The sequence below is a fragment of the Longimicrobiales bacterium genome, from assembly GCA_035764935.1.
In the GTDB taxonomy this organism is placed as follows: Bacteria; Gemmatimonadota; Gemmatimonadetes; order Longimicrobiales; family RSA9; genus DASTYK01.
In genome coordinates this window covers 13,377-25,724 of record DASTYK010000149.1, presented here as the reverse complement: position 1 = coordinate 25,724, position 12,348 = coordinate 13,377, and the positions used below count along the sequence as shown (strand labels likewise).

The 12,348-nt window shown below is 68.2% G+C and carries 13 protein-coding genes; 12 read left to right on the top strand and 1 reads right to left on the bottom strand.

Going from position 1 to position 12,348, the window contains the following annotated elements; all coding sequences use genetic code 11:
* The first annotated feature begins 11 nt into the window (after nt 1–11).
* The 10 genes from VFU06_12375 (at nt 12) to VFU06_12330 (ending at nt 8,763) form a co-directional block, all read left to right on the top strand.
* A complete protein-coding gene (locus tag VFU06_12375) occupies nt 12–1,157 on the top strand; it encodes a Re/Si-specific NAD(P)(+) transhydrogenase subunit alpha (protein HEU5210181.1) in 1,146 nt (381 codons plus the stop codon).
* Entirely contained in the window at nt 1,150–1,446 is a 297-nt protein-coding gene (locus VFU06_12370; protein HEU5210180.1) for an NAD(P) transhydrogenase subunit alpha, read from the top strand. The genes VFU06_12375 and VFU06_12370 overlap by 8 nt, the downstream gene beginning before the upstream one ends.
* Nucleotides 1,443–2,855 (top strand): NAD(P)(+) transhydrogenase (Re/Si-specific) subunit beta, encoded by a 1,413-nt coding sequence (locus tag VFU06_12365; protein HEU5210179.1) that lies wholly within the window; start codon nt 1,443–1,445, stop codon nt 2,853–2,855. The genes VFU06_12370 and VFU06_12365 overlap by 4 nt, the downstream gene beginning before the upstream one ends.
* Before the next feature lie 74 nt (nt 2,856–2,929).
* Nucleotides 2,930–3,682 (top strand): heme ABC exporter ATP-binding protein CcmA, encoded by a 753-nt coding sequence (gene ccmA, locus VFU06_12360; protein ID HEU5210178.1) that lies wholly within the window; start codon nt 2,930–2,932, stop codon nt 3,680–3,682.
* A complete protein-coding gene (locus tag VFU06_12355; GenBank protein HEU5210177.1) occupies nt 3,682–4,365 on the top strand; it encodes a heme exporter protein CcmB in 684 nt (227 codons plus the stop codon). Before ccmA ends, VFU06_12355 begins: the two co-directional genes overlap by 1 nt.
* A 1-nt stretch (nt 4,366) precedes the next feature.
* Entirely contained in the window at nt 4,367–5,086 is a 720-nt protein-coding gene (gene ccsA, locus VFU06_12350) for a cytochrome c biogenesis protein CcsA (GenBank protein HEU5210176.1), read from the top strand.
* Nucleotides 5,087–5,215: 129 nt separating this feature from the next.
* Nucleotides 5,216–5,665 carry a cytochrome c maturation protein CcmE gene (locus VFU06_12345; GenBank protein HEU5210175.1) on the top strand — a complete coding sequence of 150 codons (450 nt, stop codon included), beginning with the start codon at nt 5,216–5,218 and terminating at the stop codon, nt 5,663–5,665.
* A gap of 34 nt (nt 5,666–5,699) precedes the next feature.
* Nucleotides 5,700–7,694, top strand: coding sequence for a heme lyase CcmF/NrfE family subunit (locus VFU06_12340; protein ID HEU5210174.1), 1,995 nt, complete (start codon nt 5,700–5,702; stop codon nt 7,692–7,694).
* On the top strand, nt 7,691–8,305 hold the full coding sequence (locus tag VFU06_12335) for a redoxin domain-containing protein (protein HEU5210173.1): 615 nt from the start codon (nt 7,691–7,693) through the stop codon (nt 8,303–8,305). The genes VFU06_12340 and VFU06_12335 overlap by 4 nt, the downstream gene beginning before the upstream one ends.
* On the top strand, nt 8,302–8,763 hold the full coding sequence (locus tag VFU06_12330) for a cytochrome c-type biogenesis protein (protein ID HEU5210172.1): 462 nt from the start codon (nt 8,302–8,304) through the stop codon (nt 8,761–8,763). Before VFU06_12335 ends, VFU06_12330 begins: the two co-directional genes overlap by 4 nt.
* A gap of 28 nt (nt 8,764–8,791) precedes the next feature.
* Here VFU06_12330 and VFU06_12325 read toward each other — a convergent pair whose 3' ends face one another.
* Nucleotides 8,792–10,459 carry a formate--tetrahydrofolate ligase gene (locus VFU06_12325; protein HEU5210171.1) on the bottom strand — a complete coding sequence of 556 codons (1,668 nt, stop codon included), beginning with the start codon at nt 10,457–10,459 and terminating at the stop codon, nt 8,792–8,794.
* A gap of 151 nt (nt 10,460–10,610) precedes the next feature.
* On the opposite strand from VFU06_12325, the gene VFU06_12320 reads away from it, so the two are divergent.
* Nucleotides 10,611–10,856, top strand: coding sequence for a hypothetical protein (locus VFU06_12320; GenBank protein HEU5210170.1), 246 nt, complete (start codon nt 10,611–10,613; stop codon nt 10,854–10,856).
* A gap of 33 nt (nt 10,857–10,889) precedes the next feature.
* Nucleotides 10,890–12,344 carry a glutamate--tRNA ligase gene (gltX, locus tag VFU06_12315; protein HEU5210169.1) on the top strand — a complete coding sequence of 485 codons (1,455 nt, stop codon included), beginning with the start codon at nt 10,890–10,892 and terminating at the stop codon, nt 12,342–12,344.
* Nucleotides 12,345–12,348: the final 4 nt, after the last annotated feature.

Sequence of the window (12,348 nt, the reverse complement as noted above, 5' to 3'; positions counted from 1 at the left end):
CGGGAGCGTTCATGAAGGTCGGTGTGCTGAAGGAGGCAGTCGGTCCGGAGCGGCGCGTTGCGCTGGTGCCGGAGAGCGTGGCGAAGCTGGCCGCGGACGGGGTGACGGTCGTCGTCGAAGCGGGCGCCGGCGTCGAGGCCGGCTTCCCCGATGAACAGTACACGAACGCGGGCGCGGAACTGGGCGCCGATCGCGCGGCCGTCCTCCGCGAAGCGGACCTGGTCGCGATGGTCGGCGCTCCGTCGTTCGGCGGACCGGGCAGCGACCTCGAGGGCATGCGCGAGGGAGCGGCGCTGGTGGGATTCCTGAACCCGATGCAGCGCCAGGACCTGGTCGAGGCGCTGTCGGCCCGGCAGATCACGGCGTTCTCGATGGAGCTGATCCCCCGGATCACGCGTGCGCAGTCGATGGACGCGCTCTCCTCCCAGGCCACGGTCGCCGGCTACAAGGCGGCGCTGATCGGGGCGACGTCGCTCGGCAAGTTCTTCCCCATGCTCATGACCGCGGCCGGCACGATCGCGCCGGCGCGCGTGCTCGTCCTCGGTGCGGGCGTCGCGGGGCTGCAGGCCATCGCGACGGCGCGCCGGCTCGGGGCCGTCGTACAGGGCTACGACATCCGGCCGGCGGTGAAGGAGCAGGTCGAGTCGCTGGGCGCGCAGTGGGTCGGCATGGCGATGGAGGAGGCGGTCGGCGCGGGTGGGTACGCGAAGGAGCTGAGCGAGGAGGCGAAGCAGCAGGCGGCTGCGCATCTGCAGAAGCTCGTCGGCGACGCGGACGTCGTGATCACGACGGCGCAGATACCGGGGCGGCCGGCCCCGCGGCTGGTCACACGCCCGATGGTCGAGGCGATGCGGCCGGGCTCGGTGATCGTTGACCTGGCGGCCGAGAGTGGCGGCAACTGCGAGCTGACCCGTGCCGGCGAGGAGGTCGTCCACGGCGGGGTCCGCGTGCTGGGTCCCGTGAGTCTCGTCAGCACCGTCCCTCTGCATGCCAGCCAGATGTACTCCCGGAACGTCACGACGCTGTTGAAGCACCTGGTCAAGGAGGGTGCGCTCGCACTCGATCTCGACGACGAGATCACGCGGGGTGCGCTGGTCACACACGCCGGCGAGGTCGTCCTCGGCCGGCCCCAGCCGCAGGAGGCTGCCCGTGGGTGAGGCGCTGCTGATGTCGCTGTACGTGTTCGTGCTGGCGATCTTCGTGGGATTCGAGGTGATCGGCAAAGTCCCGCAGATGCTGCACACGCCGCTCATGTCCGGCTCCAACGCGATCAGCGGAATTACGGTTGTCGGCGCGCTCGTCGTGGCCGGCCGGGTCGAGTCCACGCTCTCGATCGTGCTCGGTGTGCTCGCGATCGTGCTCGCGACGGTCAACGTGGTGGGCGGCTTCCTGGTGACTGACCGGATGCTGCAGATGTTCCGCCGGCGGCCGGAGGAACAGCGATGAACGGCGCCGAAGCGGGGGGCCTCTCCCTCCTGATCAACGCGGCGTACCTGGTCGCCGCCGTCCTCTTCATCGTCGGCCTCAAGCTGCTCTCGTCGGCGGCGACCGCCCGGCGGGGCAACATCTATGCTGCGTCCGGCATGCTGGTGGCCGTGGTCGCGACCCTGCTCAGCTGGGAGATCGTCAGCTTCACCTGGATCGTGGTGGGGCTGGTGCTGGGCACCGGTCTCGGCGTCTTCCTGGCTCGCACCGTCCAGATGACGGAGATGCCGCAGATGGTCGCGCTGCTGAACGGCTTCGGCGGTGCTGCGTCGGCGCTGGTCGCGGGCGACGAATACCTGCGCTTCGCGGCAGGCGCGATCAGCCCGTCCTACGACGTCCAGACCACGATCATGCTGTCCGTGCTGATCGGCGGGCTGACGTTCTCGGGCAGCATGATGGCCTGGGCGAAGCTGCAGGAGGTCATGACCGGGCGGCCGATCACGTACGCTGGCCAGAAGTTCGTGAGCGCCGTCGTGTTCGGTGGCGCCCTGCTGCTGGCGGCCTGGCTGGTTGCGGTCGACCCGAACCTGCCGTGGTACCTGGTGTTGAACGTGCTCGCCCTGATCATCGGCGTGATGTTCGTGCTGCCGATCGGCGGCGCGGACATGCCCGTGGTGATCTCGCTGCTGAACTCGTTCTCCGGCATCGCGGCGGGCATGACGGGCTTCGTGCTGGACAACAACGTGCTGATCGTGAGCGGTGCGCTGGTCGGCGCGAGCGGCATCATCCTGACCCAGATCATGTGCCGCGCGATGAACCGGTCGCTGGCGAACGTCCTGTTCAGCGCGTTCGGCAGCCAGGTCCAGGCGACGGGCGGGGCGGCGATGGACGGCAAGGTCGTGCGCTCGCTCACGACCGACGACGCCGCGGTGCTGCTCGGCTATGCCCGCTCGGTGATCTTCGTGCCGGGGTACGGGCTCGCGGTGTCGCAGGCGCAGCACCAGGTCCGCGAGCTGGCGGACCTGCTGGAAGGGCGCGGCGTCGAGGTAAAGTACGCGATCCATCCCGTGGCCGGCCGCATGCCCGGGCACATGAATGTGCTGCTCGCGGAAGCCAACGTGCCGTACCCGCAGCTGGTCGAGATGGACACGATCAACCCGGAGTTCGAGCGCACGGACGTCGCGGTCGTGATCGGCGCCAACGACGTGGTCAACCCGGCGGCGCGCCACGACCAGGGCAGCCCGATCTACGGGATGCCGATCCTGGACGCCGACAAGGCCAAGACGGTGATCGTGCTGAAGCGCAGCATGAATCCGGGCTTCGCGGGTATCGAGAACGAGCTGTTCTTCAACGAAAACACGCGCATGCTGTTTGGCGATGCGCGCAAGTCGCTGACGGCGCTCGTCACCGAGCTGAAGAGCGGAGTCTGACCGGGGCGCAAGGGGTTGGGAAGGGGCCTCCGGTCGGCTATGATATATGCTTGTCGCTCAAGGGGTTGAACAGCGTGAGTGAAGGACGTTCCAGGACGGCACCCGCGGCGGATCCCGCCGCGCTCGAGCTCGAGGGCATCGTACGACGCTTCGGCACCCGCTGGGTGCTGCGCGGGATCAGCCTGCGGCTCGAGCCGGGTGCCGTGCTTGCGCTGACGGGCCGGAACGGCTCCGGCAAGACGACGCTGCTGCGACTGATCACGACGGCGATCCGGCCGACGCGTGGCAGCGGTCGCGTCTTCGGACAGGACCTGGTGCGCGAGGCGCCGGGGGTCCGCGATGCGGTCGGCATCCTGGCGCACCACGCGGGACTGTACGAGGACCTGACGGCAGGGGAAAACCTGGCGTTCGCACTTCGCATGTACGGACAGCGCGCGGATTCCAGTGCCATCGGTGAAGCACTGGAGGAGGTGGGGCTGGGGGAGGAGCGGGACGAGCGGGTGCGCGGCTTCTCGGCGGGCATGCGCCGCCGCCTCGCGCTCGCGCGGCTGCTGCTGCGGCCGCCCAGGCTGCTCCTGCTGGACGAGCCGTACGCGAGCTTCGATGTGGACGGCATCCAGCTGGTCAACCGGTTTGCGGCCCGCACGGCAAGCGAGGGCGGCGCGGTCATCATTGCCACGCACGAGCTGGCGCGTGGTCGGGGCCTCATCGACCGGGTGGTCCGGATCGAGGACGGCCGGCTCGCGGATCGCGACGCGCAGCAGGAGCTGGCGGCGGAGCAGGACTTCGCGTGGAGCCACCTGCAGGCGGTGGAGGGGGGCACCTGATGCTGGCAACCGAGGCGCGGCGCGTGGCGGCGATCGCCTGGAAGGACGCGACCGCCGAGCGGCGAACCAAGGCAAACTTCAACGCGGTAGTTTTTCTGGCCGCGCTGATCCTGCTGCTGTTCGGCTTTGCGCTGGGTCCGGAGGTGGAGGCGCTGCAGCGGGCGGCCGGCGGCGTGATCTGGCTGACCGTGCTGTTCGCGGGGGTACTCTCGTTCAACCGCAGCTACGAGCAGGAGCTGGAGAACGGCGCGCTGGACATGCTGCTGCTCTACCCGGGCGACCGGCGCTCGATCTTCGTCGGCAAGCTGATCGCAAACCTCGCATTCGTGCTGCTGGTCGAGGTGATCCTGCTGCCGACCGCGGCGTTCCTGTACGACCTGCCGATCGCACGGTTCGTGCTGCCGCTCGGCGCGGTGATCGCGCTGGGCACGCTGGGGTTCGTGACGCTCGGGACATTCTACGCCGCGATGGCGAGCCGGCTGCGTGCGCGCGAGGTGCTCCTGCCGCTGCTGCTGTTCCCGATGCTGATCCCGCTGCTCGTTGCCGCAGTGGAAGCGACCGGGGCGGTGCTCGCCGGTGACGCCATGGGTGACGCCGGCGCATGGATGCGCCTGCTGGTCGTGTTCGACGTGGTGTTCCTGGTTGCTGCATTCCTGGCTTTCGAGTACGTGATCGAGGGATGAGATGAACTCGACCGAGTCCGCAGCACTGCCCGCGCGGCCGAAATGGCACCAGCCATTCGGCGTGCTGAGCCTGCTGTTCTTCGTCGCCGCACAGGCGTTCGGCTACTTCGCAACGGCGCCCGAGCGGGACATGGGCAACCTGCAGAAGATCATGTACGTGCACGTGCCGGCGGCGTGGATCGCGTTCATTGCGTTCACGGTCGTCTTCGGCGCGAGCGTGCTCTACCTCTGGAAGCGGCAGGAGAAGTACGACTACGCCGCTGCCTCGGCCGCCGAGGTGGGCACCGTGATGACCGGCCTGACGCTGGCGCTCGGCTCGATCTGGGGACGGCCGACATGGGGGGTCTGGTGGACGTGGGACCCGCGGCTCACGACGACCGCGATCCTGTTCCTGATCTACATCAGCTACCTGTCGCTGCGGGCCTTCACGGAAGACGAGGAGCGGCGCGCGCGCTGGAGTGCCGCCGTCGGCATCCTCGGGTTCCTGAACGTGCCGATCGTCTACATGTCCGTGCGCTGGTGGCGGACCATCCACCAGGTGCAGTCCACGCCGGGGACCGTGGACTCGGATTATGCGCTGGCGCTGCGGCTGAACGCCTTCGCGTTCCTGTTCCTGTTCATCTACTTCGTCGCGAGCCGGTACTACCTCGCCAGGCTCGAGCGCACGCTCGAGGCACGGCGCGAGGAAGCGGCGCTCGCGGGAGGGCCGATCCATGTCTGAGTGGACCTATGTGAACGCCGCCTACGCGCTGACGTGGATCACGTTCGCAGTCTATGCAGTATCGCTGCACCGGCGGCGCCGGCGCGCGGAAAACCAGGTGGCTGAAATCACGACCGGGAGGAAGCGTTCATGAAATCGCGCAAGGGAATCGGGCTCGCCGTCGCACTCGTGCTCGTACTCGGCGCCTTCGGCTACATGGTGTACGGCGGCATCGGCGAAAACCTCGTCTACTTCCTCGAGCCGCCGGAGCTGCTCGCCCGCGGTGAAGCGGCGTACGACACGCCGGTGCGCCTCGGCGGCATGGTCGTGCCCGGCTCCGTCGAGTGGGACGCCGAGGCGATCAACCTCCGCTTCGAGATGAAGGGCACCGGCACCGAGACCATCGAGGTGCATTCCAGCAAGGCGCCGCCGCAGATGTTCCGTGAGAACATGGGCGTCATCGTCGAGGGCAGACTGACGCGCGCGGGCGTGTTCGAGGCGAGCAACCTGATGGTCAAGCACTCGAACGAGTACAGCCCGCCGGCGCCGGGCGAGGATCCGCACACGAAGTACAGGAGCCTGGTGCAGGACCAGACCTGAGTGTCGCACTGACTTTCAAGCGGGAAGGCATCCTTTGCTGCGGTTGATTGGCTCGTTCACGGTCTGGGCGTCCCTTGCTCTTGCGGTCTACGGCATGATCGCGGGCATCGCCGGCGTGCGCACGCGCAATGCGGCGCTCAGCCGGAGCGCACGCGCCGCGTCGTACACGATCTTCGCGCTCATGACAGTCTCGAACCTCGCGATGATCGCGGCGCTCGTGACCCACGATTTCAGCGTGGAGTACGTGTCGCAGGTGGGGAGCAGGGCGACGCCGCTGTTCTTCACGGTCATTTCGCTGTGGAGCGCGCTCGAGGGCTCGATTCTCTTCTGGGGGTGGGTGCTGGCCGGCTACACGGCGGCCGCGCTGTACTTCACCAGGGACCGGCTCGGGCCGATGGGCGCATACGCGAACGCGACGATGCTCGGCATCGGCGCATTCTTCTATCTGCTGCTCGTGCGGCCGGCCGATCCGTGGGGACTCGTCTCGCCGGCACCGATGGACGGGCCCGGCCCGAACCCGCTGCTGCAGAACCACCCGCTCATGGCGATCCACCCGCCGTTCCTGTACCTGGGCTACGTCGGGATGTCCGTGCCGTTCTCCTTCGCCATCGGGGCACTGCTCTCCGGCCGGCTGGACGACACGTGGGTGCGCGCGAGCCGGAAGTGGACGGTGTTTGCCTGGTCGATGCTCTCGCTGGCGATCATGGCAGGCATGTGGTGGAGCTATGAGGTGCTCGGCTGGGGCGGCTACTGGGCGTGGGACCCGGTCGAGAACGCGTCGTTCCTGCCCTGGCTCACGGCGACCGCGTTCCTGCACTCCGTGATGGTGCAGGAGCGCCGCGACATGCTGCGCGTCTGGAACCTGTCGCTCGTGATCTCGACGTTCCTGCTCACGATCCTGGGGACGTTCCTGACCCGCAGCGGCGTGATCTCCTCGGTGCACGCGTTCACGGAAGGCACGATCGGCCTCTACTTCCTGAGCTTCATCGCATTCGTGCTGATCTTCTCGCTCGCCCTGCTGGCCGGCCGCTCCAGTGAGCTGCGCAAGCATGGCCACCTGGACAGCCTGCTGTCCCGCGAGACGGTGTTCATGGTGAACAACCTGCTGCTCACTGCGTTCACCTTCACGGTGCTGCTGGGCACGCTGTTCCCACTGGTCGCCGAAGCCGTCAGGGGTGTGAAGGTCACCGTCGGTGCGCCGTTCTTCAACCGCATGACCGTGCCGATCATGGTCGCGCTGCTGTTCCTCATGGGCGTCGGTCCGATGCTGCCCTGGCGCGTCGCAAACGTGGAGGAGCTCAAGCGCAAGCTGCTCATCCCGACGCTTGCAATGGTGCTGACGCTCGGCACCGCGCTGGTGCTCGGCATGCGCGACTTCTGGGGACTGCTGGCGTTCGCCTTTGCCGCGTTCGCACTGACCGGCAACGTGCAGGAGTATGTCCGCGGAACCGCCGCGCGCCGGCGCGCCCAGGGCGGTGGCTGGCTGCGCGCATTCGGCGGTCTCATCAACGCCAACCCGCGACGCTACGGCGGCTATTTCGCCCATGTCGGACTGATCATTGCCGCGATCGGCATCACCGCGTCCACGGTGTTCCGCGCAGAGCGGCAGGCGACGCTGCGCGTCGGCGAGAGCGTGACGATCGAGCAATACACGGTCCGCTTCGACGGCATGCGCACGCAGCAGGAGCCGCAGCGCTTCGTCGTCGGCGCGCACGTGACCGTGTTCGTGGAGGGGACGGCGGTGGGGACCATGTTCCCGCGCCTCAACTTCTACAACATGAGCGCGGAGCCTGTCGCCACGCCGGCAGTCCGCACGCGGCCAAACGCCGACCTGTACCTCACACTGCTCGCCTTCAACGAGCAGGACGGCTCCACCGCAACGCTCTCCGTGATCGTCGAACCGCTGGTGGGCTGGATCTGGGTCGGCGGCTTCATGGTCACGATCGGCGCACTCTTCGGGATCTGGCCACGCCGGCGCGCCACGCCCGCACCGGCGGGCGCACGCAAACGTGCGGCAGGTGTCGCATGAACTGGAAACGCGTCGTCCTCAGCTTCGTCTTCACGCTGCCGCTGATCGGCCTGCTCGCGTTCGGCCTCACGCGCGACCCGAGCACCATCGATTCGCCGCTGCCGGGACGGCCCGCGCCCGCGTTCAGCCTGCCCGTCATCGAGAACGGCGAAGGGACCGTCTCGCTGGCGGAGCTCCGCGGCCAGGTCGTCGTGCTCAACTTCTTCGCGTCCTGGTGCCTGGAGTGCCGCTACGAGCACGCCGCACTCGCGATGGCGTCGAGCATGTACGGGCCGCACGGCGTGCAGTTCTTCGGTGTGCTCTACAATGACACCCCCGAGAAGGGACGCCGCTGGATCGAGCAGATGGGGGGGCAGCCGTACCCCGCGCTCCACGATGAGGGATCGCGTACCGCGATCGACTACGGTCTCTACGGCGTGCCCGAAACCTTCATCATCGACCGCAACGGCCTCGTCGTGCAGAAGAAGATCGGGCCGTGGAGCTTCGACGAGCTGGCCGCCGCTATCGACCAGGCGCTCGCCATCGAAGCGGTCGATCCGCCGGCTGCCGATGGACCCGAGACCGTGGCGTCCACGGCGGACGCCACCCGCGTGCAGGGAGGTGCGGAATGAGACGATTGCTGATCGCGTTGCTGTGCGTGCTCGCTCCGACAGCCGCCGCAGCACAGGCGACACCCCCCGCAGGCGACGTCGCCGAGACCCAGCTCGAGCGCGATGTGCGCACGCTGGCAGCCGAGCTGCGCTGTCCGGTGTGCCAGGGCCTGTCGCTGCAGGACTCGCCCTCCGAGCTGTCGCAGGAGATGAAGGATGTCATCCGCCAGCAGCTCGCCGAGGGACGCACCCCCGAAGAGGTGAAGGCGTACTTCGTCAGCAAATACGGCGAGTGGATCCTCATGGAGCCGAAGGCCGAGGGGTTCAACCTGGCCGTCTACGCCCTGCCCATCATCGGCCTCATCGCCGGCGCCGCGTTCGTCTTCCTCACGGCCCGCAAGTGGGTGAGGCAGGGCGGGGACGCCGAGCTCGCCGAGGAGGAAGCGGCCGAGGAGGAGGCGCGGGCCCACATCGCCTGACGCGCCACCCCACGGTCGCTGACAACGCCTAGAACAACCCCGTCACACTTCCGTCCGGCAGCACCTTCATACCCTCCGCTGCCGGACGACGCGGCAGACCCGGCATCGTCATGATGTCGCCGGTGTGCGCCACGACGAATCCCGCCCCCGCCGACGGCGTCACCTCGCGAACGCTGATGCGGAAGCCGCTGGGCCGCCCCCGCAGCGTCGGATTGTCGGAGAACGAGTACTGCGTCTTGGCCATGCACACGGGAACGTCGCGGAGCCCGATCTCCTCCAGGCGGGCGATGTCGCGCGCTGCCGTGCCGACGTAGTCCACGCCGTCCGCGCCGTAGATCTCGCGCGCGATGGTCTCGATCTTGGCCATGAGCGGCTGCTCCAGCGCATACAGCGGCCGGAAGTCCGCAGCGCCACCCTGCAGCGTCTCGATCACCACGTCCGCCAGCTCGAGCCCGCCAGCGCCACCCCTGGCGTGGACGTCCGCCAGCGCGACCTCCACCCCCATCTCGCGGCAGCCGTCCATCACCACCGCCATCTCCTCCTGCGTGTCCGTCGCGAAGCGGTTCAGTGCGACGACCGGCGGTACGCCGAACTTGCGCACGTTCTCCACGTGCTTCTGCAGGTTCACGAATCCCTTCCGCACGGCCGCCGCATTCGGCACCGTGATGTCCGCGAGTGCGACGTCGCCGTGCAGCTTGAGCGCCCGGATCGTCGCCACCACGACCGCGGCAGCAGGGCGCAGCCCGCCCGTCCTGCACTTGATGTCGAAGAACTTCTCCGCGCCCAGGTCAGCGCCGAAGCCGGCTTCCGTGACCACGACGTCGCCGAGCGCGAGACCCGCACGCGTCGCGATCAGCGAGTTGCAGCCGTGCGCGATGTTGGCGAACGGTCCGCCGTGAATGAAGGCGGGCGTCCCCTCGAGCGTCTGCACCAGGTTGGGCGCGATCGCCTCCTTGAGCAGGAGTGTCATGGCGCCGTTGGCGCGGAGGGACTCTGCGCGGACGGGCGCTTTGCCCCGATCGTAGCCCACGATGATGCGACCGAGGCGGGCTTCGAGGTCGTTGCGATCGCTGGCCAGGCAGAAGACGGCCATGACCTCGCTCGCGGCCGTGATCTGGAAGCGGTCCTGGCGCGGCACGCCGTCCCCCACGCCGCCGAGCCCGACGGTGATGCTGCGGAGCGCGCGGTCGTTCATGTCGAGGCAGCGCTTCCAGGTGATACGCCGCACGTCGATGCCGAGCTCGTTGCCCTGCTGGAGGTGGTTGTCCAGCATCGCGGCGAGCAGTGCGTTGGCGCTCGTGATCGCGTGGAAATCGCCGGTGAAGTGGAGGTTGATGTCCTCCATCGGTACGACCTGGGCGTGACCCCCGCCGGTTGCGCCACCCTTCATGCCGAAGACGGGGCCGAGGCTCGGCTCCCGGAGGGCGATGACGACCTTCTGGCCGCGCTGGCGGAGGGCGTCGGCGAGACCGACGGAGAGGGTGGATTTCCCTTCGCCGGCCGGGGTGGGGCTGATGCCGGTGACGAGCACGAGCTGACCGGGCTCGCTTTCACGGTGTGCGATGACGTCGAGCGGGATTTTGGCCTTGTAGCGGCCGTAGGGGATGATCTCGTCATCGGAGAGGCCGAGCTGAGCAGCGATCGCGTGGATCGGCTGCAGCTCGGCGGCCTGCGCGATTTCGATATCGCTGAGCATGTAGTGCGGGCTCCTGGAAGGTGTCCGGAACAGGCGGGCGCAAGATAGGGAAGTGCGGGAGGGGGCGACAGGGTGGCGGGAACGGGGCTTGCACCAGAAGTCGGTGATCCGGTGGACTCCTGAAATGCGGCGCGGCCGCGAGGGTGAGCACATGCAGAATGACGTGCCACCAGGACTGGAGGCGTTCTGGGCGCTGGCCGACGATGAGGGGCTGGACGATCATCCGCTCGAGCGCGAGCTGTGCGAGCGCCTGGACCGGCTTGCGCGCTACCGCGGTCTGCTCTGCGATGCGGCATCGGCGGGGCGCGAGGATGCGGTCGATGCACTGCAGCGTGCGCACGACCGGGAGGCCGAGCTGGTGCGCGACCTGCGCCGGGCACTCGCCAACATGCGTTGACGCTCCTGCAGGGCATCTCTAGCTTCCGCCTTCATGACATCCGATGAAATGCGCGTGCGGTTCGCGCCTTCGCCGACGGGCTATCTGCACGTCGGTGGGGCGCGCACCGCACTCTTCAACTGGCTGCTGGCACGTCGCCACGGCGGCGTGTTCGTGCTGCGTATAGAGGACACGGATCGCGAACGCTCGAGTGATGCGCACACGGCCGCGATCCTGGAGGGGATGGAGTGGCTCGGCCTCACGTGGGACGAGGGGCCGTACCACCAGGCCGACGGGTTGCAGCGGCATGTCGCCGATGCACACATGCTGCTGGAGCGGGGACGGGCGTACCGCTGTTTCTGCACGCCGGAGCAGCTGGAGGAGCGGCGGAGCGCAGCGGAAGGAACGGACCCGCACGCCTTCCGCTACGACCGGCTCTGCCTGCGCACCGTTTCGTCCGATGATGGCAAGCGGCGCGCTGCGGCCGGCGAGCCGCACACGATCCGTTTCCACGTGCCGGAAGGGCGTACGGAATGGGACGACGCGGTGCACGGTCGAATCGGGTTCGCGAATGCGGATATCGAGGACTTCGTCGTGCTGCGCAGCGACGGCACACCGATCTACAACCTCGCGGTGGTCAGCGATGACATCGAGATGCGGATCACGCACGTGATCCGCGGTGACGATCACGTATCCAACACGCCGAAGCAGATCCTGCTGTACCGGGCACTCGGGAAGCCCGTCCCGACGTTTGCGCACGTGCCGATGATTCTCGGTTCGGACGGCAAGCGGCTGTCCAAGCGGCACGGTGCCACGGCGGTGGGCGAGTACCGCAACCAGGGCATCCTGCCGGACGCGATGGTCAACTTCCTCGCGCTGCTGGGCTGGAACCCCGGGACGGAGGAAGAGCTGTTCACGCGCGACGCGCTGGTCGCGCGCTTTTCGCTCGAGGGCATCAACGCCAAGAGCGCGGTGTTCGATCCGGCGAAGCTCGAGTGGATGAACGGGCAGTATATCGAGCGCATGCGTGCAGCGGAGCTGGAGCCCCTTGTCCTCGATGCCTTCGAGCGTGCCGGCACGCTGGATCCTGCGACGCTGCGGCAGGATGGCGCGAGGCTGCACGCCGTGATCGACCTCCTGAAGACCCGCGCGCGCACGATCGACGATTTCGCGAAATACGGTGCGGCGTACCTGAGCGACGATTTCACATACGATCCTGCGGCTGTCGCGAAGCACTGGAAGGATGCGGATACGGGCGCCCGCCTGCGGGCGCTGTACGAGTGCTTTGCCGGGCTGGAGGGGTGGAGTGAGAGCTCGCTCGAGGCAGCGCTGCGGTCATGTGCCGAAACGCTCGGTGTGGGCGCAGGCAAGTTGATCCACCCGCTGCGTGTCGCCCTGCTCGGCCAGGCGGTCTCGCCCGGGATCTTCGAAGTCGCGATGGTGCTCGGCCGTGAGCGGGTGCTTGCACGCATCGATCGCGCGCTGGGCGAGCTCGCAGCGCACGCCTGAGTCC

Coding starts and splice junctions, on each gene's coding strand:
- VFU06_12375 (HEU5210181.1), top strand. CDS start 12: ATGAAGGTCGGTGTGCTGAAGGAGGCAGTCGGTCCGGAGCGGCGCGTT.
- VFU06_12365 (HEU5210179.1), top strand. CDS start 1,443: ATGAACGGCGCCGAAGCGGGGGGCCTCTCCCTCCTGATCAACGCGGCG.
- VFU06_12355 (HEU5210177.1), top strand. CDS start 3,682: ATGCTGGCAACCGAGGCGCGGCGCGTGGCGGCGATCGCCTGGAAGGAC.
- ccsA (HEU5210176.1), top strand. CDS start 4,367: ATGAACTCGACCGAGTCCGCAGCACTGCCCGCGCGGCCGAAATGGCAC.
- VFU06_12345 (HEU5210175.1), top strand. CDS start 5,216: ATGAAATCGCGCAAGGGAATCGGGCTCGCCGTCGCACTCGTGCTCGTA.
- VFU06_12335 (HEU5210173.1), top strand. CDS start 7,691: ATGAACTGGAAACGCGTCGTCCTCAGCTTCGTCTTCACGCTGCCGCTG.
- VFU06_12330 (HEU5210172.1), top strand. CDS start 8,302: ATGAGACGATTGCTGATCGCGTTGCTGTGCGTGCTCGCTCCGACAGCC.
- VFU06_12325 (HEU5210171.1), bottom strand. CDS start 10,459: ATGCTCAGCGATATCGAAATCGCGCAGGCCGCCGAGCTGCAGCCGATC.
- VFU06_12320 (HEU5210170.1), top strand. CDS start 10,611: ATGCAGAATGACGTGCCACCAGGACTGGAGGCGTTCTGGGCGCTGGCC.
- gltX (HEU5210169.1), top strand. CDS start 10,890: ATGACATCCGATGAAATGCGCGTGCGGTTCGCGCCTTCGCCGACGGGC.